Origin of the sequence: Wolbachia endosymbiont of Anopheles demeilloni (assembly GCF_018491735.2) — a bacterium.
In the GTDB taxonomy this organism is placed as follows: domain Bacteria; phylum Pseudomonadota; class Alphaproteobacteria; order Rickettsiales; family Anaplasmataceae; genus Wolbachia.
On record NZ_CP084694.1, the window covers coordinates 499,828 to 522,524 of the forward strand.

The window sequence follows — 22,697 nt, forward strand, 5'->3', positions numbered from 1 at the left end:
GCAAAATTATATTTGTAATTTTGCTTCCTTTATCATGACTTAGAACATGCAGCAACATGACGATTTGTCTATACTTTATCAAGTATATTAATGGGTAAATGAATTTTAATACAATCTTATTATACTTATAAATACGTTATATGTGAGAAGATATGGAAGATTTTATAATTGAAAGAAGGAAAGATGATGCTGTGATATCTGTTTGTCAGGATAATGAGAAAAAGAACGTATTAATCTTGGGACTCAATCAAGCTGCAAGGAATTTATTAAAATGTGAGGAAGAGAATTTACTTAATAAGCCGTTAATCAATATTTTAAGTAAAAAAGCAGCTGAAGATATGAAAAGCTATTTGGAGTATACTGAAGATGGGCGCGATTTGCCCGATATATTGCCAAAAGTGATAGGCTTTTCTTTAATCGACGCTAAAGGAGAAGATATAAAAACAAAGGTAAAAGTTTTTCGTACAACGTAATTTACTAATATCAAGATTAATTATGAGCTATTAATACGTGACATTAGCCTGTTTCATAAGCTAGGAATGTTTAGGGATAAATACCTGATAGGTAAAAAATATAAAAACCACAATTTGTTTAACATACCAGACAATGAGTCCACTATTTTTGAGTTATATGTTGTATTAAATTTTGCCTTTGAATATCAAATTAATGCAGTTATAGGGATAATAGGCTTCAATAGTAAATTGAGTGAGACGAACGATCCATTAAACGTTATCATAGAGCATTTTTATAAAAATTGCCGTAGTGATGATTTTTTGGGATTTATTGATGAGAATAAGGTACTTTTTATTTTGATGAACTGTGGTACAAAAAACACGTCTAAAATAGTGAATCGTATACGCTCTGCTATTAATAAGCAGTTATTAAAGCGAAAACTACCAAATATATCGATTATTTATGGAAATATAATTCAAAAGCATAGTGTGAAGAATGCTTAAACGCTTTTGTCATTAATTGGTTTGTAGTATCTAAGTTCTACACAATATAAGGATTGTTTTTTATTTCTGTTAAGCTTATATTAAGAATTTAAGCTTACCTATGAGGTTATTAATCACACTGTTTTTATCATTACTCGTGGGAGGAAGTGCTAACGCTAGGGTAATTCTGGATAAGGAGATGTCTTATGTAGAACTAGATGGAAAAGTAGATTTAAGATTTGGCTACGCTTTCAATAGAGATTCTTTTAGCTCTACCAAAGACAAGACCTCAAGTTATTCAGACCTGCGCTTGCTTTATTTACAGCAAGTTTATCCAAATACTAAAATGGGTTTTGATGTTAAGGCAGGAGTTTCTGGTATTGCAAACTTAAAGGCACTAGACATAGAAAAGTTAGAAATGGAGAAGTGGTATTTTATCATAAAGAATCAGGAGTTTGGATCATTTGAACATGGTAAAGGAAGTTTAGTTAGTCAGAGTATGTTAATTAACACTTCAAAAATTTATACAGCTGCTGGGGGAATAAATGGTCATTGGACAAACTATGCAAATTTGCGCGGTAATGGAAAAAAAGATGATGACTCTGGGTACGATAAGGACAAGGTATTTTGGGTAAAACCCAATGTTTACAGCGACTATAATGGACTAGAGCTGAAGTTAAAACAACCAATGTTAAACTATATTTCTCCTGAAATTCATAACTTTCAACTTGGATTCAGTTATGTTCCAGGTAAAAATAATTTACAATATAATAATTTAATAGCCGCTGGTCTTTCCTATAAAAATGCCCTATCAGATGAAATAAATTTTACTACTGCTTTAACTGGTGAATTTGCAAGGGAAAATTTAACTGATTGTACAAACAAAAATTCTAGCGATCTTCAGTGTCATAATCCATTACTAAACTGGAATTTTGGTGTGAAACTAAAACTTTTTGAACTTGATTGCATTTTGTCGTACGGGAATGGTGGTAAATCTGGTGAGAAGCGTAGCCCTGAAGCAAATGATATGCATTATGTAAATGCAGGTATTGCTTATCATTCTGATTCTCGTAAAGTGAGCTTAACATATTTTAATAGTGTTAGGGATATTGCAGACAAAGGTACAAACGAATTAACATCACAGGCTTTCAGTCTTGAATATCCATTAGTTGTTGGTACTTCATATTACTTTGATATTGTAAGATTTAGTACTAAGGAGCTTGCAGTGGAAGATAATAACTCCGGATATGTGCTTTTGGCCGGATTGAAGATAAGTTTTTAGTGAAGTAACTGGTATGTAAGTATTGTAATAATGAGAGTAAAATTGAGTTGTTAATATATGTGCTATTTGATATTATAAAAATAACTATTACATAAGATTTTCAATAAAAAGACATTCTGTTACTAATCCAAGTGTAGAAGAAAACGGTTATTAATTAGCAAACCAAGCCCTTCAGTAAGCGCATCTCTTTAGGTGCTCTTTTTTTCTTTTTTATATATAAAAAAATTAGATAGTATTGTGAGTGCGGTTTTTTCTGTGTTCTGATGCTTTTCAATTCTATAGCTTTTGTATTGAATTTCCTTTTTTTACTACTATTTCTCTATATTTTTGTAAGAAAGAACAGAAAATTTAGTGAGAATCTTGAGAAAAATTTACTTAAAGTAGAACATCAACTTCAAGAGGCAAAACAGGCTTTAGTAGATAAAAATAAGGAAATAGTTGATTTGAAAGTGAGGAACGCAGAACTTGAAGTAATTCTTCAAAAAGAGCGTGAAGAAAAGAAAAAGGAAATAGAATTACTAACAAAAGCAGAGGAGAGGCTTACGAACACTTTTAAAGCACTTTCTCTTGATGCTCTTCAGGTAAACAATAATAATTTTCTGAACTTAGCAAAAGAAGTGATCGATAATAAGCTAAAAGAAACAGAAAGTGATTTCAAAAAAAGGCAAGCAATGATCAACGAAGTTATCACTCCAATAAAAGAAAAATTAGAAAAATTCGACAGTGAAATACGTGAGCTAGAGAAAGAGAGGGTAGGGGCCTACGAAGGTTTAAGGGAGCAAATTGGAGCATTAATGAACCAAACTTCTAGCCTTGCTAACGCCTTGAGGAAACCTCACATTAGAGGTAAGTGGGGTGAAATGCAGCTCAAAAGAGTGATAGAGATGGCGGGAATGATTGAATATTGCGATTTTTTTACTCAAGCCTCAGTAATTGATAAAAATGAGGACAATTTGTTACGTCCTGATTTAATAGTCAAAATGCCATCAGGAAAGCAAATAATAATAGATGCTAAAGTACCACTTGATTCTTACATGGATGCTATGTCGCAAAATGATTTACAGATACAAAAGGAAAAATTGAGGAATCATTCTCTGGCAATAAAAAAACATATAAATGATCTAGGCAGAAAGGAATATTGGAACCAATTTGAAAATACGCCAGAGTTTGTGGTGCTTTTTTTAACAGGAGAAGGGGTTTTCAGCGCAGCACTAGAATGTGAACCAGCTTTGATAGAAATTGGAATAGAAAAAAAAGTAATTATTGCAACACCAATCACTTTAATCGCGCTACTTAGGTCAGTAGCCTATGGATGGAAGCAAGAGATGATAGCTGAAAATGCAAAGAAAATAAGTGAACTAGGCCATATTTTATATGAGCGAATCTGCACAATGGGCGAAAATTTTGATAATTTACGCAGAAGCTTAAAAAGTGCTGTTGATCATTACAATAAAACTGCTGGTTCGCTTGAGGCAAGAGTGTTTCCTGCTGCCCGAGAATTCAATAAGCTTGGTATACATGCAAAAAATAAAGAACTCACTGCTGCAAAAGAGTTGGAATCTTTACCACGCAGTTTACATGCTGAGAGGTTGAAAGTAGATTAGTATTTCAGGTCTCCTTAACTTACATTTGCTGATTAAAACAACTTTCTAAAAATTTTTTTTATATAGCTCAATTTCTGCACATCATTTGCTGCATAAACAGGTATAGTTTTTTGCTCAGTACCAGGTATTTCTACAAAAATTTTGCCCACTTCTTGACCTTTTTTAATTGGTGCGGGTACCATATCTTTATACTCAATACGCACTTTAATTTTATCATGTAATCTGCGGTTATAAGTTATGGTAACATCGTTTGCAACTGTAACGGGCACCTTTTTATCTTTTCCATAAACAATATTTATTTCTTCAACTACGCTATCCTTAGCAAATATTTTTTTGGTATTAAAATGATTTAAGGAATATTGTATTAGTCTTTTTGCTTCCTCTATTCGATCTTTCTCGGTGTCCAAACCATTCACGATAGCAAAAATTCTTCTATCGTTCCGTTTTGCAGATGCTATAATGCCATAACCACCAGCACTTGTATGACCTGTCTTTAGACCATCAACTCCAATATCATGGAAAAGTAAAAGATTTTTATTTTTTTGTACAATATCGTTATATGTCAAATATTGTTCAGAGAATAGATCATAGTATTCAGGAAAATCGGTGAAAATTCTTTTTGCCAGTGTTACCAAGTCTTTTGCGCTCATAAAATGATTTTCATCTGGCCACCCGCTTGAGTTAACAAAATGACTATCATTAAGATTTAAATCTTGTGCAACTTCATTCATTTCAGCAACAAAATTCTCCTCTGATCCTGCAATACCCTCGGCTAGCGCTATGCATGCATCATTACCTGAGGTAATTGTAACTCCTTCAAGTAGTTCTTTTACCGTAACAAATTGACCTTCTTTCAAAAACATAGAAGAGCCTTTTCTTTCCCACGCTTTTCTGCTCACTCGAAATTTATCTTCCATATTTATTATTCCAGCTTTTAGATAATCAAAAGCTACATATAAAGTCATCAATTTGCTCATTGAAGATGGGGCCATTTTTTCCCTGGAATTGTGTTCAAAAATGAACGAGTCTGAAGCTAAATCTAAGACAATTGCTTGCTTTGCTTTAGTTCTAAACTGATATGAGTATGAGTAAAAAGGAAATATAAAAATTAATAGCAAAGTTACTAATTTGCTTAACATATTTATAATTTTAAATTTATAGTGTACTAATTAATAGTATGATTTTGCACGAGCATTTCAATAGATCTCTCGCATAAAACTTCCTTGACAAACTGCGCCAGCCCACTTATTATGACAATAAGAGTATTTATCCTTGTTTTCGATCCGCGTGGGTTCAACAACAAAAATTCAGTAAAAAACTCAGATATTTATTGGCAAATTACATAAAAATTATAGCGGCTGCATGTCTTTTTTATTTTTTCTACATTCAGCCAAAACGCGCTTATTTTAAGCGTTAGCACATTATTACAGCGCCAATTTACATTATTATAGGGTCAAAACTCGTTACACGGGGATTTTTTTGCCTTTTTTTTTGCTTGGTAAATTTCTTAACATTTATAGCTAAAGCTTCAGGCCAACACTTGATGCTGGAAATTTTTTGAGCACAAAAGTTATGCTAGGTTTTTGTTGATAAGAAAGGCTGAATCCCATTGTGTCAAGCACTGGGATGACATAGAAAGAGCACTGAGATTTGAATGATAAGAAGGAGGGAGCAGGGGATGACAAGAGAGGGGCTACTTTCATTTGCTGTCTTCAAAAATTTACAATTATGCTTCATGTGTTTTATTAAATATTTTACTTAAAAATTCAATTTCTTATTATAAGAGATAAGTAATTCATGGATAATGAAAGATTACAAAAAAGGTCATAGAAAGCGCCTAGGAACCTATTCACAATCTTTTCAGAAGCAAAGCAGCGAAAGCAAGAACGACCATTTGCAGGCTAGTGTTGAGTTTCCGCTCGCAATTTTTCCAAAGTCGCCTACATTTTTGCAACCAAGCAAAAGATCTCTCAACAACCCATCTTTTTGGCAATTGAGAGATCTTCTTTTGCCTGGTTGCAAAAATGTAGGCGACTTTGGAAAAATTGCGAGCGGAAACTCAACACTAGCCTGCAAATGGTCGTTCTTGCTTTCGCTGCTTTGCTTCTGAAAAGATTGTGAACAGGTTCTTACACGCTGTACTTACCGCATCCAGTGCAGACTTGTTTGGTCTATAACCATATGAATCTTCGTGAAATTCCGGCTCTACTAACGGTTCGAGATACATAGTAGCTGCTGTTTGCCCTATCCTGTCGAATACTGAAGGAACACATAAAGTTCTTTGTCCTCCTGTATCTTTTGGTATCGCAACAGCTTTTACTGATTCTGGAAAATAACTTCTGGATGACATCCGATTCGACAGTTTGTATAAATTATCTTTTAGATTTTCTTCAAACTTTGTTATCGAGACCTCATCTACACCTGCCGCATCTCTGTTTTTGGATACTTGTTTATAAGCTTTCCAAATCAGTTGCTTTGGTATGTCAAAAGATTTTGTTTTATTCATTAACTCTTCCCTTTCGGTTGATAAATAATTAAAACTAAATAACTCAGCCCCTTCGCTCCATTTCCATTACAAAAACTTCTTCACTACTACAAGCTAATCCGCCCCTGTTTTTCGCATCAGTACTCTCTTCCTTAGAGTTCAGCTCCTTAAACTTCTCCCTTATCATCGAAACGACAGGTTCCCGTAGTTCCACACAATAGCCTGAAATAGGTTCATACCACCTATATGACGGATGCCACATACCCAGTAGACAAGTTCCCGATAGGCTGATCCCAAGTTATTTTTTCTCCCCTGGTTTTGACATCATCGCATTACCTTTCGACGTGTAATCAGTGGTTCACTTGCGTTCATCTCTCTATTTCACACATGACGCATAATTACTCCTTTTCCATAACGCTCACTACCTTGGCTCTTTACCAAAGCAGTTTATGGTTGTTTGAAGCCTGCTCTTGTAAACCGGCTCCGAGAGGTCCACCCTCATCTATTGTGCAGCTTTCGCACTTAGTTTGCTCTTTCCTGAACATTCCTTGTGTCTCTACGGCACACAAAAAGCTTAATAAATTGAAAAAGGCAAATAAACCTCTGTATAGCGAGTTTTAATAATGTAAATTGGCACTGTAATAATGTGCTAACGCTTAAAATAAGAGCGATTTGGCTGAATGTAGAAAAAATAAAAAAGACATGCGGCCGTTATAATTTTTTGTAATTTGCCAGTAAATATTTGAGTTTTTTTACTGAATTTTGTCGTTGAGCCCAAAAACAAGGATGAATACTCTTATCGTTATAGTAAGGAAGAGAATGAGGTTTGTCAAGTAAGGTTTTCATTCCACCCTCATAAAGGCTTTTCATACAAGAGTTTTAGTAATTTCTTACTAAATCCACTAATTCAGCAATATTTTCAACCGGAGTATCATGAAGCACTCCATGTCCAAGATTAAATATAAAAGGTAACCCTCTAAAACAATCTATTATACGCTTTGCTTCTTCAATTGCTTCTGACTTATTGTAGGCCAAAAGACTAGGATTAAGGTTCCCTTGCAGAGGAATTTTTAGATTTTCTTTCGCCCATTCTATTGGAATATTATAATCTATACTTACTGCAGATACGCCTGTTTGTTCGCAGTAATCTGTATAAAGATTTTCAGCAGAGCGAGGAAAACCTATTATTGGAAAATTGGGAAATCTACTCTTTATTGCCGAAACAATTTCCTTTGTTGGCTTGATGATGTATCTTTCAAATAGTTTTCCCTTCAATACACCAGCATTGCTGTCAAATAACTGAATAACATCTGCTCCAAACTCTATCTGTTTGATCAGATAAATAATTGTCGCTTCCGTTATTTTTTTTATTATTTCCTCTAGTGCCAACGGACAAAAACTTAGCACCTTGGAAAAAGTTTTACTACCACCGCCCTCTATGATGTATGAACCTACCGTCCACGGCCCTCCAGCAAAGCCTATAAGCGATTTTTCTTCTGGCAACTGGCTTCTTACTTCTTTTATAGCATTTAGGATTGGTAATGTGTTAGATTCAATTCCTTGTAGACTCTTCAATTCTTTAGCACTTTCTATAGGTCTTAGTATTGGACCCACACCTCGAGTAAAATTTACATTACAACCTAAAATGTCAGCTATTATCAAAATATCAGAAAAAATTATCGCTGCATCCATGTCGAACCTTGTTATTGGTTGTAACGTTAACTCTGTTACCAAATTTGTGCTATAACATATCTCCATGAAATTATTCATGTTTTCCACTGCCTTCCGATACTCAGGAAGAGACCTACCAGCCTGACGCATTAACCAAATAGGGACTTTTTCATTTGACTCGTTCTGGCTGATGATTCTTGCTATTTTTGCTTTACTTCTTTTCAATCTACTTTATTTACTTTTTATCTAAACTAAAGTATAACAGTAGTAGTAGTTCTATCAATAAATTGTTATTAACTTTAAATTCAGTAAAAATTAGTATTACTTAGCTTGTGGGTAAATATGTTAATAACTTCTCTATACTATTGATTTTCCTTTATGATTTATGTGTATAAGTAAGATGTTTAGAATGTTAGTAATTTTCTTTTATGGAGAAAAGCTTTACTATCATGGATAGTTATATAATTATTTATATGTCATTGAAAAAATTGTTGATCAATTGTTAGTATTTTATTTCAACAAATAATTCACAAATTAATTTGACATTATTCACATGCTTATTAAACATTTAATAACAGTTTTCTTGATAGACCTTATCTAAAGATATTTTCACCATTAAAGGGAATAAATTGAATAAGAAAAGAACTTTAGTAGAAAAAATAGCATACAGAATTTTTCTCTTTCTCTTCAACAAAACTTCTGTGTTAAAAAAATGTGCGACTGAGGCATTAATGGGTGATCTGTCAGGTCTTGACATACTTAATAATCTATTAAAATTCCGTGATTGTAGTATCATAGATATAATGACTCCACGTAAGGAGATATGTGCAGTAGAAATTGAATCGAGCAAGGATGAGGTAATAAAGAAGGTGAAAAACACTTACCATGCTAAGATACCAACTTATAAGAATAACACAACGTAATAGGCTTTTTTTACGTAAAAGATATCATTTTCAATAAGAATAAAGATTTTAATCTGAGAAATATTATACAAAATGTAATACTTGTCCCAGCCTTAATGAAAGCAACAAATCTTTTTGTTAGAATGAAATCTTCCAAGTCATATTTAGCTATTGTACTGGATGAATATGACGGAACTGATGGTTTAATTTCGATAAATGATCTTATAGAAGAATTGATACCAAATATTGATAACGAGAATGAGGTAAATTCAGAACACACCATTACTGAATTATCTCAAAATAAGTTTGAAATATCGGCAAGGGTCCTTATAAAGGATATAGAGGGAAATCTAAAAATAGAGTTGTGTGACTCTGAAGAGTATTATGTCACACTTATTGGTTTGGTTCTTTCAATTGCTGGTAAGGTACCTTCTGTAGATGAAGTTATAAGATATAAAAATGGTATAAAATTTATCATCAAGGATGCAAATGAACGATACATTAACAAAATAATACTAGACTTAAGTGATTACAAAAATTAAATTCAATATTTTTTAGTGAAAGGTACTTTATCTTGGAAGTAGGGGACATAGTAGACAGGTATGCAATTTAAACAATTTCTTAATATACAAAAGTTTGTAGTTCTATACGTTACTGTTTGATAATTAAGGTGGGAATAGTTTTATTGGTATAAAGTTATAAAAATTAGTTGTTTAAATATTTTTAGCGATCTGTAACTTTCAAAAAGGGAGTGTTAAATAAATTGTGTCAAACCGCATTTTTAATTCAACTCTACAAGAAAAAAAGATATCAAGTTGAGACATAGTCAAAGCCCAATCATGTATAGGCATAGCCCATTTTTCTCCTACCTTTTTTATAGCACAATATACCTGTTAATACAAGGCATTTGTGCTAGTAAATGAGCCCTTAGTTTTAGTAAATTTTCTGATCTGTCTATGTAACCCTTCAATAGGATTTGTGGTATAAATTAATTTTCTTACAGGGCCGGAATATTTAAAATAACTAGACAGATTTTCCCAATTATTCTCCCAAAACTAAAGTATAGCTGTTCTCATAATAGTGGAAACAAATGAAGAAAAGCAGAATCGACAGCTTGATGAAAAGATTTGAACAGAGGTACATTATTTCTGGCTCTGTTTTTTATAGCAAACCAATGATGCTCAATTTTATTGAAATCTGGTGCTGTTTTACTCTCTCCTTCATCTAACGCCTGCATGGCTTTTTTCCTTAAGTCATAACTGTATGCTGCTGGCACTTTTACCTTCTTATTACCCTAAGTCTCTATTTTATCCTGTTTCCACTATTATTAGAAGGGCTATAATTCAGTAAAATTTAAGAATTTTAATAGTTTAGCAGCATGAAACACGCAATAAATTGCCACTTTTAAATTTGATCAGACTTAATTAAAAAAGACAAGATTTTCAATAATTTGCCAAAATCTAATCCAGAATTCAGGTTGAAAACATGGCAAAAATTAGATGAAACTGCTTTACAACATAGTATAAGCTTACAATGGGTAATATGTATAATTAGAAAGTAAGCTATAGGAAGAAAACTAAAATACAGAAATCAGAGACACCAAAAAAGAGATATAAATTTTAGACAAAGTAAGTCATGAAGGGTATATTTTACTTTCAATCAAAGCTTCTATGGCAATAATTCTTTTAGATACAAAAACCATAAACCGTATAGCAGCGGGAGAGGTAATCGAAAGGCCAGCAAAAGGAATTAGTAGAAAATGCAATAGATGCTGGAAGTTCAGAGATAGAGATCAAAATAGAAAGTGGTGGACGTAACCTTATAACTGTGACAGATGATGGAAATGGAATAGAAAAGAACGATCTGGAACTAGCACTTACGAGGCATGCCACTTCAAAATTAAGCGATAGTGAGTTAATAGAAACCTTGGGTTTAGAGGAGAATTCAATTGCAGCAGTAAGCAGAATAAAATTATCATCCAAGGCAAGTGGAGCAAAGGAAGAATGGTCTATAAGATATGAGGGAGGAGAAAAATAAGAGAGATTACCCCTTGTTCTTTGTTGCAAGGTACATATATTGAAGTTCGTGACTTATTTTTTGCTACACCAAATAGACTAAAGTTTCTAAAAACCGAAAGGGCAGAAACACAAAGTATTGTTGATATTGTGAATAACTTAGCGATGATTAATTATAGTATTGGGTTTACTCTCACTTCCGGTAATAAAAAGCTCTTAAAATATGTTAAGCAAACTTCGCTGTTCAACAGATTATGTAAAATAGAAGAAGAATTTCAAAGCAATTCACTGGAAGTTAAAGAGGAAGAAGACGGCATCAAACTTACGGGATACATCTGTAAACCAACTATTAGTCGTGGCAATTCAACTCAGATCTATACGTTTGTTAATGGCAAGCCAATATAAAGACAATCTACTTATAGGTGCAATTAGATATGCGTATCACGATTTTATTCCAGTTGGGAGGTATCCTTTTGCAGTGTTGCATTTAGAAGTACCATATGACCAAAATGTGCATCCAAATAAATCGGAAGTAAGATTTCAAAATAAGAGGTTAATATATGAAATAGTGAGAAGAGGGCTAATAAAAGCGTTGTCAATGAGAATAGGTACCTCTTCAGTAAGTGATATTGATGGATCTAGGTGTCAAGGTATTGGAGAAGAACTGGGTGGTTCACCTTTTGATGTTAGTGAAAGTCAAAGGAATAATGAGCGTGTTAATAATGGAAAAAGCAGAGAAGTAAAGGGTCAAAAAGAATTTTACGAAAGAAGGCCAAGTCCTTTTGAGAATCAGCTAATGAAAGAATTCAATGCACCAGATGAAAGAAGGCAAAGCTTACCAGAAGCTTTTAAATATGGAGAATCTCCACCCCAAAAGGGAACGATGGTTTTAGAAAGGAAGCCAAATTGATTTAATATGTACTAGACACAACTTAATCTGACAGGTGAGAATTAACTGACAGAAGAATTTAGGTGGTTAAAACTAATATCAGTCTTTTGTTTAATGTTACTAATATTTTTCTGAAAAGCAATTTGTTTGCTATCAAGAAAAGTTTGCCTTGGCTTTGTCCTCTTCCTGCAAGACTTCAGATCTGCTACAATAATCTCAAACTTTCCTCGACTTATATCACTTGGATATAAACTTCCCATATCCTACTTTATCCTCTCATTCTATCCCTTTTTTGAGATCACGTACAGTCTCTTAGGCAGGTTTGACTCCAATGTCAAAAAAACTTGTTTTTAGACATTACCAGTTATATATTTTAATAAATTAGAATTATATATAAAATGAAGAGCTTAAAGGAATTATCCTTAAGAATTAAAAATATTAAGTCTGTGCAGAAAATCACGAAAATAATGCAAATGGTTTCTGCAGCAAAATTATTACAAAGCCAAAAGAAATTATCAAATTCAAAATTGCATATATCTAAGCTGCATAGCATTATTTCTTCACTAGCGCTATCAGCGGATCAAGAGTTACTAGCAAGAATTCTAAATATCAATAATGAAGATTCTTTCCTAGTATTTATTATTGCATCTGATCGTGGTTTATGTGGCAGCTTCAACTCCTCTGTTGTTAAATTCAGTCAGGAGCATATAAACAAATTAATTGCAAATGATAAGAAAGTAGACATTGTTTTTTTTGGTAAGAAAGCTTTTGAGACAGGCAAAAATAGATTTAATTCTAAAAATATCTTGAAGGTTGAAAATAGTAAGGGAATCACACTAAACCGTGTGGAAGCCTTGGTTAGTGATATAGATCTAAGTAAATACAATAAAGTTAAGGTTTTTTACAGTAAATTCTATAATACCTTCATGCAAAAGCCAATATTAGAAACAATAAAACCATGGAGTAAAGACTCATTATTAATTGATAATTCTGTAGTTAGTTCTCTAACAGATTACAGCTATGAGTATGAACCACAAAATATTGAGTTTATTTTAAAATCTTTGACTAAAGATTATGTTACAGCTGCTCTTTATTCTGCTTTACTTGAAAGTGCAGCAAGTGAAAATAGTGCTAGGATGGTTGCTATGGAATCAGCAAACAGAAATACAAAAGAAATGCTAAATAAACTAGCATTACTTTATAATCGTTCTCGTCAAGCAGCAATTACAACTGATTTGATTGAAGTTATAGGTGGTGCAGAATATTTATAGAAACTCAAGGAATGAAAAATGAATATATTAAATATTGCAGCAGATATCACTAAACTAATAAAAAAGCAGAATCAAGACGCAGAAGTTTCAATATATGAAACTAATAAGACCTCGGTTTCTCAGCGTCTATCAAAAATTGAACAAATATCACAATCTAAAAATTGTACTGTCGGAATTAGAGCTATAGCAGGTAAGAACAAAGCTGCGTATATTTCCACAAACGATTTGAATAATCTTAATAGTGCAGTGAGCCAAGTGGTAGAAATGGCAAAGAATGCCCAGGAAGATCCTTATATTAGTTTTGCTGTAGATGGCAGTAATTATATCTCTTCTGCAGATTTAAATATCTCAGATAATAATGTTGTAACAATTGATAAATTAAAAAAAATTACTGAAGCTACAGAAAATTCAGCTCTTGCACATAAAAATATTATTAATTCCGAAGGAGCTTCATCTTCACATACTTCAGTAAATACAGTATTATCAACCGTTTCTGGTTTTGTTGGTTCATTTAGTAAGTCAACTTTTGTTAATCAGGTTTCTGTTGTTGCTGGAGAAAAGAGTGAAATGAAAATAGGCTACGATTACGATGTAGCATGCAACTTCAGTGATTTAAAAACACCGGAGTCAATAGGGAAAGAAGCAGCAAAAAGAGCAATAGATCAATTGGATTCATGTACAATTAGGACAGGCAAATTTCCGGTTGTTTTTGAAAAAAGAGCAGCAAAAGAGCTAGTAAAGAGCTTTGCTTATGCCATAAATGGTAGCAATATTGTAAATGATAGCTCTTTTTTGAGAAATAGTTTAAATACTCAAATTTTTAATACTGAGATTAGCATTATTGATGACCCATTGTTACCAAGGGGTATAACATCAAGATCGTTTGACGGGGAAGGAATAATGAGCAGAAGAAATGAATTTGTAAAAAATGGAGTACTGCAAAACTGGATTTTAGATCTATATTCGGCTAGGAAATTAAACTTGGAAACGACCGCAAATGCAACTCGTGCAAGTAATGCTGCAATTATTCCTTCAGCTAGTAATTTCTATTTCAAAAATGGTAATAGATCGTTTGAGGAATTAATTGAAGAAGTAAAAGAAGGAATATATGTAACTGATTTATTTGGTTTTAGTGTTAATTTAATCAATGGCGATTATAGTCAAGGTGCATGCGGATTTTTTATAGAAAATGGTAAAATAACGTATCCAATACACGAGATTACTGTTGCCGACAATTTGAAAAATATGTTTAGCAATTTAGTTATTGCAAATGACTTAACTTTCTGTGGGCAGTTTAATTCACCAACGATTAAAGTTAGCGAAATGACAGTAGCAGGTTCACTTAGTGATTAAAAATTTTAGTTGCATTAAGTACAATAATTGTGTACTATTACTATGTAATGTTAAGAATAGACTATGGAGTATAGAAGTTTAGTTGCAGTAACTAAGCTTAAAGCATTCTAAATCGTAATTTCAAAGTTTTTCATCACATTAATAATATTAGTTAGTAGTTTAGGAGTTATCCATATGGAATTTGGTAGCATAAAATGGTTTAATGTTGAAAAAGGCTATGGTTTCATCAAGCCAGAAAGTAAAGGTGAGGACGTTTTTGTACATATTAGTACATTAGAACGTTCAGGAATAAGATCTGATGCACTTCGAGGAGAGGATAAAAAGAAAGGAATAAAAGGGGAAAGAGTAAGTTATGAGCTTAAAGAGGAGCGTGGTAGGAATGGGGAAGATAAAAAGTCTGCAATAAATTTAAGATTAGAAGATTAGTCTATCGTGAAGCTTTTTAATAGGGTAATGTATTGTGAGTAATTTTCATGAAATGGGGCTTCCAACTTTGCTTAGGCAAGCTCTAAGTAAAAATAATCTTTGTGTTCCAACCCCGATTCAAATGCAAGCGATTCCTCTAGCTCTCCAGGGCAAAGATATTCTTGGATCTGCTCAAACGGGAACTGGAAAGACTTTGGCATTTGCTATTCCACTGGTTGCTAAATTGCTGAATGAGCCAAGCATTGGTTCAGCTTTAGTCATCGTGCCAACCAGAGAGCTTGCTCATCAGGTAACAAATGAGATAAGAAAACTCTTATCTCAAAATTCTGTACTAAGAGTCGCTTTGTTGATTGGAGGTGAGCCTATTTTTAGGCAGCTAAATCAGCTTCAGAAAAAACCACAAATCATAATAGGTACTCCTGGTCGTATTATAGATCATATTGAGCGTAAAGCTTTGATTACTCGTAATGTCATCACTCTTGTGCTTGATGAAACGGATCGTATGTTTGATATGGGCTTTGGAATTCAAATTGAAGGGATCATGAAATATCTGCCAAAAATACGTCAGACTCTTATGTTTTCTGCAACTCTTCCTAGTGATATAGTTAAACTTACTGAGAAGTACCTTAATCAGCCAGAGCGTGTTTCTGTTGATTGTCAGGCTACAACTTCTGCAAAAATTAAGCAAGAAATTGTTTATGCATCAGAATCAGAAAAATATGGAAAACTTGTTACACAATTATGTCAGCGCAAAGGATCGATCATTATTTTTGTCAAAACAAAGCGAGGAGCGGATCAGCTAGCTGACAAATTGCACAAAGATGACTATAGCGCTTTGGCAATTCATGGTGATTTAAGGCAGCACAAGCGTGAAAGAGTCATTAATTCTTTTCGTCGTGGCCGCAATCAAATCATGGTTGCAACAGATGTTGCTTCTCGCGGTCTTGATATTCCGCACATTCAACATGTTATCAATTATGATGTACCACAATCGCAAGCTGATTATGTTCATCGTATAGGTAGAACTGCACGTGCGGGAGCTGAAGGATTTGCATTATCTTTTGTTACACCTCAAGATAAGAGAAGACTGCCTGCACTAGCAGATAAAGAAGGAGAGCCAAATTTTGATTGTAGTATGCAATCTCAAAAACGTAACGGCAAAAAGATCTTTAAAAGGCCAAGTACGTTAAAGGCTAAATACGGTAGAAAAAAGATTAATGTATTTAAGAAGAAAAGCAGAGTACTAGAAAAAGCGTATTAATGTACTTAACTATTCTTCTATTCTTTAAAAGCTCCAGTAAGCTTGCTGCAAAGTGAAGTGATTGGAGGATGGTAGAAAGAATATATAGCTAGCCCAAATTAGATTTACCTACAATTTGATAATCTTAATTCTGCTACTTATAACGTTTTGAGATTATCACAACGGTATAATGTTAGGCTGTGTGGACTATAATCTGTAGCTTCATTCAATTTGGCTACAATGAGCTGCTAGATTTCAGTTTTTTTAATAATTGTGTGCTACTAATTATATATAAATTTACTCTTTTAAAGAGAATAGATGATTTCTAAAAATTTAGAGGCAAGTTTAAATAGAGCGTTACAGATTGCTTCTGATTGTAAGCTTAAATATGCAAAAGTGGAACATTTGTTGCTAGCATTAACCAAAGATGTGGATGCAAATTATGTTTTATCAAGATGTAACATCAGAGCTGGTGAAATCATAAATATAGATAATATTATATTAAGGAATGATCATGATAATAATACAAAAGGTTTTTTACAAGACAATTCCGAATTAACTGTCAATAAAGTTGAGCCTGATGTGCTATTTCAACGCATAATACATAAAGCCATGATACGAGCTCATCGTCTGGGAAGAAAAGAAATAAATGGAGCAAGTATTCTATTAGAGATTCTGTCTGAGCAAGATTTATACATTGAAGAGCTATTACGAAAACAGAATGCAAAGGATTCTAATTTGATTTATAACATATCCAATATAAAATATTCAGGTGATATAGAAGAATATGTAACTAATCGCAAGATAAAACTTGATAAGAATAACGATATCTCTACTGTAGCAAATAAAGGTGAATTATTAAAAGATGAAGAAGTTCTACAAAATTATTGTAGAACTTTAAATGATTATGCAAGAAGCAAAAAAAATAGATATGTCATTGGTCGTGATTATGAACAAGATCTGATACTCTTCTACTCTTTTCTTATAGTGTTTTTGTAACTCTACATTTTTTTTAAGATCAAAATTTTCCTGTTGTAGATTTTCTATTTTGCTTTCTAAATTATCTATTACTTGATTTTCTTCACTGCTAATCTCAAATACCTCTTCAGGAAAATGTGCAAATTTTCAAGATGAAATGCCTTCAAGGACGTTACTACCAAATAAATTATATTGTACTACCTGCTTCGAAATAAACATACCTATACCCCCTACTAAAATAAACAAGTAATATATTGTATGCGCTATATATCATAAATACAATCGGTTTGAATATAATCTATTTACTAATTCGTATTGTGAATTTTTATAGAATAGATTTAGGTGTAAAATATTATGACACCATTAAAGTAGATGGATAAAGCACAGTCTTTTTGAGAGGATAAATTTAATGAAAAGACCATACTAATTAGTGTTATAAGGAATTTGATCATTTACTCTTTCCAAAAATCACAAGAAAGTACCTACCTTCGTGAGAACAATTTAAATAAAAGCGGCGTTGTGTAAATAAGAATGTGAAATTATTGTAACAAAGTTATACAAAACAGTTCGTATGTAAACATAGCTAAAGTAGGTTAATATAGTTGGTTTTAGCGTACAGTGAAATCACCATATAAAAAAGTTCGTATGTATTACGTGGTAGACCAATGCATCCCAAAACGAACGATTCTCACACTTACCTGTTTTGGGTTGCTAAACATGATTATATTACTTAAGATATTAATAAAAATATTGCTAAATTAACATTATTGAACTCGGAAATAACAGGAAAATTTATAACAGTTTTTATCCCCAATAGAATAGAATCCTTTTTATTGGTATCGTCCTTTTTGTGAAAAATGTTCTTAACTTCTCTACCACACAAAATATACACTGACTATAATTTATACACCTCTACACATGGTACAAATAGAAAGTATTTTTTATTTCACAACATAACTTAAGATTCAATTTTTATAATTTTCTTGTTAAATTACAAGACGGCATCTTTCTGTAGATGAAATTTTACAACTTCAGAAAGAAATAGATTGATACCTTTTTGACTCTTTCGATTGACCATGTATTGTTACACTACTCAAATGATGATTAGGATTATTATCTGCTTTGCTATTATTCTCTGGCAGTTGGCTTTTCTGCTTACTATTAATTACAGCGGTCAAAAGATATTCTATTAATTGCTTCATAGAAAACCTAAGCTCTGGGCTACGTTTTTGTTCTGCCTCCTTAACTTCTCGACTTGAACCTTTAAAAGGAATTGCTTTGGTTGCTTGCACTACCTCTTTTACATTTTTGCTATTTTTAAAGCTATCAAAGTATTCTCTAGCTGTCATGCTTACTTCTTTTTTATCTAAACAATCCAGAAATTTTTCGCTATTTAACTTCATATCAGCATTAATAAGTAACGGTACGCTACCTCTTACATTAATTTTAGTCCCAAAGTCATATAATTGTACTCTGGATACTTCTTGACCATTAATTTTAATAAGACCAAGCTCTTTATCTTGTTTTGCAAGAAGTTGTCGTTCTGTTTGTATTTCTTTTTTTAAGGTTTGCTTATCTTTATCATCTAATAGGTCATTAGCTTGATTAACATTAAAGTGTTCAATGAGAAAGCCTTTTTCTCCCATTTCATAGCCAGCAAATTCTATTCCTTTTTCCACAACTTGCATAAGCTGATCAACGTTTTCTATCTCAGAAATAAATGTCGCATTGCTATCAAAATACGTATAATTATTACCAATTCTATAGACAGCAACAACGTGATTACTCGTCACTAAATGAATGGCAAAATCACCTTTAACTTTAGCCATATAATGTGATAAATCATCAAGTGTTTTGTAACTCTGAGTATGGATCAAGTTTGAGGGTAGGCTATTTATAATAGAATCTAGTTGTCTCTCGAAGTTATTCAGCAATGCAATAAAAGCAAAAACTTCTCTTTGTTCCCTTTCAGATACCTGCCTACCTTGTGCTATACGCTCATAAATCTCAGATGAAGTTTCTAAATTACTTAGAAATGGTTTTTCACCTTGTAAAAATAAAGTTTGAGATAAGCCACGTGTAATTGCTACGCATTTACCATTAACCTCAATTCCACGTTCTTCAAAAGAAGGCAAATAAAGACCTTGTTTTACTGATTTAGTGGATACATTTGGAAAGCTGCTGGATACAAATTGCAAAAGCGCTGCCTGTTTCTCTTTATTGAAATGTGATAACTGTGGACGAAGAGACGCTAAATATTCTAATAGTAAGCGAAGGATTTCAGGTTTATTCTGATTGTTTATAATAAAAAACATGACGCTATTAGGGTTACTAGCATCATTAGAACGAGCTCTACCAGCATCAATATTAACGTCTTGAAGTTCTCTTGAGATATCTCTTCTCAGACCTTTAAAGTACTCTTCATTTCTAAGATTGTTTTCATCAACTATATTATTCAGGCCTGGAACATTTAATGTAAGAGAGTTACGCATTTCATCTAACACACCTCTACCTTGGTTTCCAAGATTATTATTTTGTTCTAAAACTTCATTAATATCTCTAGCATTTTCTAATGCCCAGAAGCCACAATTATATCCATCTCTTTGCTGTACTAACCGATTACCTTGCTGATCAATAAGAATATTATGGAGAGTAAAATTATTATCTTCTAAAACTCGTCTAACACTATTTAGAACATTATGACCAAGTGAGTCAGCATAGTAACCAATATAATTCCCATTTCGGTAATCAATCACTAATGTGACCCAATGATTACTGCCTAAATTAATAATTAAAATTGACCTTCGAGGTTCTACATCTCCCTCATTTTTAAAATGTCTAATATGAGTTTTCAAAACGTCGACCTGGTCATTTTCAATACCCATAATATGAAACTGCATTTCATCTCCAACTGGAAAATTATATCTTCCTGCCCTTGCAGCATAAGACATATCATGTTGTTGAAGCCAATAACCATAATAGCCATTATCTGTAGCAAAATCTAGTGTAATTAGATCATTAACATCTTGTATGCTATTACCATCTCCAAGAATAGCATTTATTTGTTGTAATATTCCTTGTGCTTGAGGAGTACCACCTCCCCTTATTCTTGACTTTAGTGTTTCTATTGCCTGTGCTCTAGTACCTTGCAAGTAACTAAATGTAACGTGCAGATTATCATCTATATCAAGCAAAAAAATCAAGTTCTGTCCTGGTTTTCTTTCAGTGTAAAAGCGCCTGAAATTTTCACGAGTCTGATCTGATAATAGACCCTCTGGTGGATTTTCATCAATAACGCTTTCAGGTCTCACTAATCCTATAGTACTGCGGTCAAGCCTATGTATATATAGTTCTTGTGGAATAGATATAAGATCTTCTACTCTCTGTGCACCTGCATTAAATACAGCAGAAGATAAAACCACCTCATTTCCAGAAGTAATAAGCAAATATCCTCTTTGCTTGTTCATAAGTTCTTTTATTCGATCTTCTGCGTTATTCTCCTTTTGTGCTACTTCTTCTGCATTACCAGCAAATCTTAATACATATCCAATTGGATGAGTATCTAGATCATTCTCTGTAGGTTGTCTTAATAATAAAAGGCCTAATGTCTGTTCTGTAATTCTTGTGAGCATTACCCTTTCTCCTTCTTCTTCCTGACCCCTTTTAAAACTATATGTTTGACCAACTTTATACATAGCAAGCACTTTATAAGGATTATCACTAGCATAAAATGTACCATGTAGTATAGAACGAAACTTATCCTCACTATTAACATTTATTGCGTTCCTAAGTGGCATCAATATTCCAGAGATCTCTTGAAATAGTTCTCTATGCTGACCTACATTTTTCCAGCCATCATTCATAACCCTTTCTGAAATACCATGTACATTTTTAGCATTAGGCACTTGTACAAGATCACCAGCAAGAAAATTATTTGCATTTTGATAACCGCGATATAAACCAAGATTATCTACACGGGTATTTAAGTGCACTTGATTATCTTGATTGTTAAGTATACATGATACTCTATAAACGTTAGGATTATTTCTACCAACATTAAGATTTTCTAAATTGATTGCCCCTTGTTGTTGCATATTGTAAGCTCTAACGTCAAGTATGACTATAGGCAAATCTTGAACGTGAAAGACCATAGTTAAACATCTTCTTAAATCTGGATCATCATATCTGAATATGTGTTTTGTTGCCTGCAAACTACTTCTTTTTCCATTCCTTTGTACTGGTATATACCCATTATCAAAAGCACTACTTCCAAAAGCAAAGCCAGTTACGCAATCAAATATTCTATTATAATTCTCTGCATTTCTTGGTATTTCACCAGGAAGATGTTGAAGCAAGAAATCTCTAATATTCTCTCCAACCTCTTCATCTTCTATATACTCAAACAATCTTTGTACTAAAGGAAACCTACCCTGTTGAAGCCCTACTTTATCAACCCTAAAAGGAATTCGATTTAAATCAAAATTTAATCCAACACAAACAGTATGCTCTGATGTGGTATGAATAGGTATAAATGAAGAAACATGTAATCTTTTAGCGTAACCTCTGGCGCAGTCTAATGCGGTACTGGACAATATTGCTCCTGTAGCAATATTAACAACAATAGGAACATTTTCTCTTTCTGCTTGGTGACGTACAAGAAAAGCAACATGTGAGTTTCTAGGAGATAAGTCAAGATCGATGCCTATTGTGTAGCGATGACTAAAATTTGCTAAGAAACCTAATAAAAACCCGTGACTCTCAAATTTTTGACTGCGATTTTCAATATTATTTTCTAGTACTTGTCTATAACTATTATAGATGCGAGTTATATATGGCAAGATTTTCCTGTGTATTCTATTTCTTACATTTTGTCTTTGGTTGCTTGTTAGCACTTCTATAAAATCACCAATCCTCTGCTGATCTGGTTCTACTCGTGTAAAATTGACTGAATTATCAAGTAGTCTAAGCTGATTTTGATCGAGTTGTATTCCATTTATTTCCTGAATTGTTAATCTGTGATCTCCTAAGGGTTGTCTAATAAGACTAATCTCAGATGCTGAATACTTGGCAAATTTATCTCTACCTCTAAGATCCTTTTCACGAATCACCTCGAATACTATTGCAATTGCCTCTCCCTGACTCTTGCCCTTTCCATGCATGCATACTTTGTATTGCTCAAAATTTAGGTCTTCTTCCCTTAAATTTGGATGTTGCCGTCTAATCTCTCGCACTAGAGCATTTCTCTCCCTTGTACTGAACCTCAACCCATCACTATTAGGACGATCAGAAATACTGTAGCATCTGACAACTTGCTGCCCGTCACGATTACGAATTAAAATAACAACTTTTAGATTTCCTGTCTTTCTGTTTCTACCGTGTGTATCAATACCATGATTATCAAAACGAAAATGGACTCTCTCATTTGCAGTCAAGATACCAGCATCATTTGCAGTAGCAAACATGCTAAAAAAGAATACAGGAAGAAAACGACCTGCATTCACATAATGCAAGAAAGATGGACATTGATCTAAAAAAGATTCAAATCTTTGTCTGAATCCTTCAAGATCTCCATCCACCAAACTCCTAATAAGCCCATCACCATTACTCATATAAAACACCCCTTATTTACTACGACCAGAAACACCA

The 22,697-nt window shown here is 33.1% G+C and carries 15 protein-coding genes and 6 pseudogenes; 12 read left to right on the forward strand and 9 right to left on the reverse strand.

The genetic code is table 11. The features are described from left to right. Positions 1–152: 152 nt before the first annotated feature. The 4 genes from JSQ73_RS02735 (at position 153) to JSQ73_RS02750 (ending at position 3,821) form a co-directional block, all read left to right on the forward strand. The gene (locus JSQ73_RS02735) at positions 153–473 is read left to right on the forward strand and encodes a hypothetical protein (RefSeq protein WP_234301882.1); all 321 of its coding nucleotides are present in this window, start codon (positions 153–155) and stop codon (positions 471–473) included. Positions 474–539: 66 nt separating this feature from the next. After that, complete coding sequence (locus JSQ73_RS02740; RefSeq protein ID WP_234301883.1) at positions 540–956, forward strand: hypothetical protein; 417 nt, start codon at positions 540–542, stop codon at positions 954–956. A gap of 100 nt (positions 957–1,056) precedes the next feature. Beyond that, complete coding sequence (locus JSQ73_RS02745) at positions 1,057–2,217, forward strand: porin (protein ID WP_214250174.1); 1,161 nt, start codon at positions 1,057–1,059, stop codon at positions 2,215–2,217. 263 nt (positions 2,218–2,480) lie between these two features. Further along, the gene (locus JSQ73_RS02750) at positions 2,481–3,821 is read left to right on the forward strand and encodes a DNA recombination protein RmuC (RefSeq protein WP_214250175.1); all 1,341 of its coding nucleotides are present in this window, start codon (positions 2,481–2,483) and stop codon (positions 3,819–3,821) included. Between the two features lie 32 nt (positions 3,822–3,853). On the opposite strand, the gene JSQ73_RS02755 is transcribed toward JSQ73_RS02750, so the two are convergent. Next, a complete protein-coding gene (locus JSQ73_RS02755) occupies positions 3,854–4,960 on the reverse strand; it encodes a D-alanyl-D-alanine carboxypeptidase family protein (RefSeq protein WP_214250176.1) in 1,107 nt (368 codons plus the stop codon). 710 nt (positions 4,961–5,670) lie between these two features. Next, positions 5,671–5,814 (reverse strand): annotated as a pseudogene (locus JSQ73_RS02760) (transposase); the annotation flags it as partial. Here JSQ73_RS02760 and JSQ73_RS02765 point away from each other — a divergent pair. Beyond that, a pseudogene (locus JSQ73_RS02765) lies at positions 5,814–5,942 on the forward strand (IS5/IS1182 family transposase); the annotation flags it as partial. The pseudogenes JSQ73_RS02760 and JSQ73_RS02765 sit on opposite strands and share 1 nt — an antisense overlap. Here the strand turns inward: JSQ73_RS02765 and JSQ73_RS02770 are convergent. The 3 genes from JSQ73_RS02770 to hemE all read right to left on the reverse strand — a co-directional run bounded on the left by JSQ73_RS02770 (position 5,887) and on the right by hemE (position 8,202). After that, positions 5,887–6,327, reverse strand: a complete 441-nt coding sequence (locus tag JSQ73_RS02770) for a reverse transcriptase family protein (protein ID WP_234301884.1) — start codon at positions 6,325–6,327, stop codon at positions 5,887–5,889. The pseudogene JSQ73_RS02765 and the gene JSQ73_RS02770 sit on opposite strands and share 56 nt — an antisense overlap. Before the next feature lie 43 nt (positions 6,328–6,370). Continuing rightward, complete coding sequence (locus tag JSQ73_RS02775) at positions 6,371–6,568, reverse strand: hypothetical protein (RefSeq protein WP_214249754.1); 198 nt, start codon at positions 6,566–6,568, stop codon at positions 6,371–6,373. Between the two features lie 617 nt (positions 6,569–7,185). After that, positions 7,186–8,202, reverse strand: a complete 1,017-nt coding sequence (gene hemE, locus JSQ73_RS02780; protein WP_214249753.1) for a uroporphyrinogen decarboxylase — start codon at positions 8,200–8,202, stop codon at positions 7,186–7,188. A 404-nt stretch (positions 8,203–8,606) separates the two neighbouring features. Here hemE and JSQ73_RS06735 point away from each other — a divergent pair. Beyond that, positions 8,607–9,421: pseudogene (locus tag JSQ73_RS06735) on the forward strand (transporter associated domain-containing protein). A gap of 198 nt (positions 9,422–9,619) precedes the next feature. Here JSQ73_RS06735 and JSQ73_RS02795 read toward each other — a convergent pair. Next, positions 9,620–9,931 (reverse strand): annotated as a pseudogene (locus JSQ73_RS02795) (transposase); the annotation flags it as partial. A gap of 20 nt (positions 9,932–9,951) precedes the next feature. After that, a complete protein-coding gene (locus tag JSQ73_RS02800) occupies positions 9,952–10,155 on the reverse strand; it encodes a hypothetical protein (protein WP_234301918.1) in 204 nt (67 codons plus the stop codon). 394 nt (positions 10,156–10,549) lie between these two features. Here JSQ73_RS02800 and mutL point away from each other — a divergent pair. Next, a pseudogene (gene mutL, locus JSQ73_RS02805) lies at positions 10,550–11,586 on the forward strand (DNA mismatch repair endonuclease MutL); the annotation flags it as partial. Between the two features lie 259 nt (positions 11,587–11,845). On the opposite strand, the gene JSQ73_RS02810 reads toward mutL, so the two are convergent. Further along, positions 11,846–12,043, reverse strand: coding sequence for a hypothetical protein (locus tag JSQ73_RS02810; protein WP_234301919.1), 198 nt, complete (start codon positions 12,041–12,043; stop codon positions 11,846–11,848). A gap of 138 nt (positions 12,044–12,181) precedes the next feature. On the opposite strand from JSQ73_RS02810, the gene atpG reads away from it, so the two are divergent. From atpG to clpA, 5 genes and pseudogenes are all read left to right on the forward strand, one after another. Further along, entirely contained in the window at positions 12,182–13,054 is an 873-nt protein-coding gene (gene atpG / locus JSQ73_RS02815) for an ATP synthase F1 subunit gamma (protein WP_214249872.1), read from the forward strand. 18 nt (positions 13,055–13,072) lie between these two features. Continuing rightward, a complete protein-coding gene (locus tag JSQ73_RS02820; protein WP_214249873.1) occupies positions 13,073–14,407 on the forward strand; it encodes a TldD/PmbA family protein in 1,335 nt (444 codons plus the stop codon). Positions 14,408–14,581: 174 nt separating this feature from the next. Beyond that, complete coding sequence (locus JSQ73_RS02825; RefSeq protein WP_214249874.1) at positions 14,582–14,833, forward strand: cold-shock protein; 252 nt, start codon at positions 14,582–14,584, stop codon at positions 14,831–14,833. Between the two features lie 34 nt (positions 14,834–14,867). After that, on the forward strand, positions 14,868–16,094 hold the full coding sequence (locus tag JSQ73_RS02830) for a DEAD/DEAH box helicase (RefSeq protein ID WP_214249875.1): 1,227 nt from the start codon (positions 14,868–14,870) through the stop codon (positions 16,092–16,094). Between the two features lie 297 nt (positions 16,095–16,391). Beyond that, positions 16,392–17,027: pseudogene (clpA, locus tag JSQ73_RS02835) on the forward strand (ATP-dependent Clp protease ATP-binding subunit ClpA); the annotation flags it as partial. Positions 17,028–18,082: 1,055 nt separating this feature from the next. Here clpA and JSQ73_RS02840 read toward each other — a convergent pair. Continuing rightward, positions 18,083–22,660, reverse strand: coding sequence for a C48 family peptidase (locus JSQ73_RS02840; protein ID WP_214249876.1), 4,578 nt, complete (start codon positions 22,658–22,660; stop codon positions 18,083–18,085). Positions 22,661–22,697: the final 37 nt, after the last annotated feature.

What these genes read in the sequence shown, in the direction of transcription:
- JSQ73_RS02840 (WP_214249876.1), bottom strand. Translation starts at nt 22,660, where the DNA reads ATGAGTAATGGTGATGGGCTTATTAGGAGTTTGGTGGATGGAGATCTT.
- atpG (WP_214249872.1), top strand. Translation starts at nt 12,182, where the DNA reads ATGAAGAGCTTAAAGGAATTATCCTTAAGAATTAAAAATATTAAGTCT.
- JSQ73_RS02750 (WP_214250175.1), top strand. Translation starts at nt 2,481, where the DNA reads ATGCTTTTCAATTCTATAGCTTTTGTATTGAATTTCCTTTTTTTACTA.
- JSQ73_RS02775 (WP_214249754.1), bottom strand. Translation starts at nt 6,568, where the DNA reads ATGTGGCATCCGTCATATAGGTGGTATGAACCTATTTCAGGCTATTGT.
- JSQ73_RS02825 (WP_214249874.1), top strand. Translation starts at nt 14,582, where the DNA reads ATGGAATTTGGTAGCATAAAATGGTTTAATGTTGAAAAAGGCTATGGT.
- JSQ73_RS02810 (WP_234301919.1), bottom strand. Translation starts at nt 12,043, where the DNA reads ATGGGAAGTTTATATCCAAGTGATATAAGTCGAGGAAAGTTTGAGATT.
- JSQ73_RS02755 (WP_214250176.1), bottom strand. Translation starts at nt 4,960, where the DNA reads ATGTTAAGCAAATTAGTAACTTTGCTATTAATTTTTATATTTCCTTTT.
- JSQ73_RS02770 (WP_234301884.1), bottom strand. Translation starts at nt 6,327, where the DNA reads ATGAATAAAACAAAATCTTTTGACATACCAAAGCAACTGATTTGGAAA.
- JSQ73_RS02735 (WP_234301882.1), top strand. Translation starts at nt 153, where the DNA reads ATGGAAGATTTTATAATTGAAAGAAGGAAAGATGATGCTGTGATATCT.
- JSQ73_RS02820 (WP_214249873.1), top strand. Translation starts at nt 13,073, where the DNA reads ATGAATATATTAAATATTGCAGCAGATATCACTAAACTAATAAAAAAG.
- JSQ73_RS02740 (WP_234301883.1), top strand. Translation starts at nt 540, where the DNA reads ATGTTTAGGGATAAATACCTGATAGGTAAAAAATATAAAAACCACAAT.
- JSQ73_RS02745 (WP_214250174.1), top strand. Translation starts at nt 1,057, where the DNA reads ATGAGGTTATTAATCACACTGTTTTTATCATTACTCGTGGGAGGAAGT.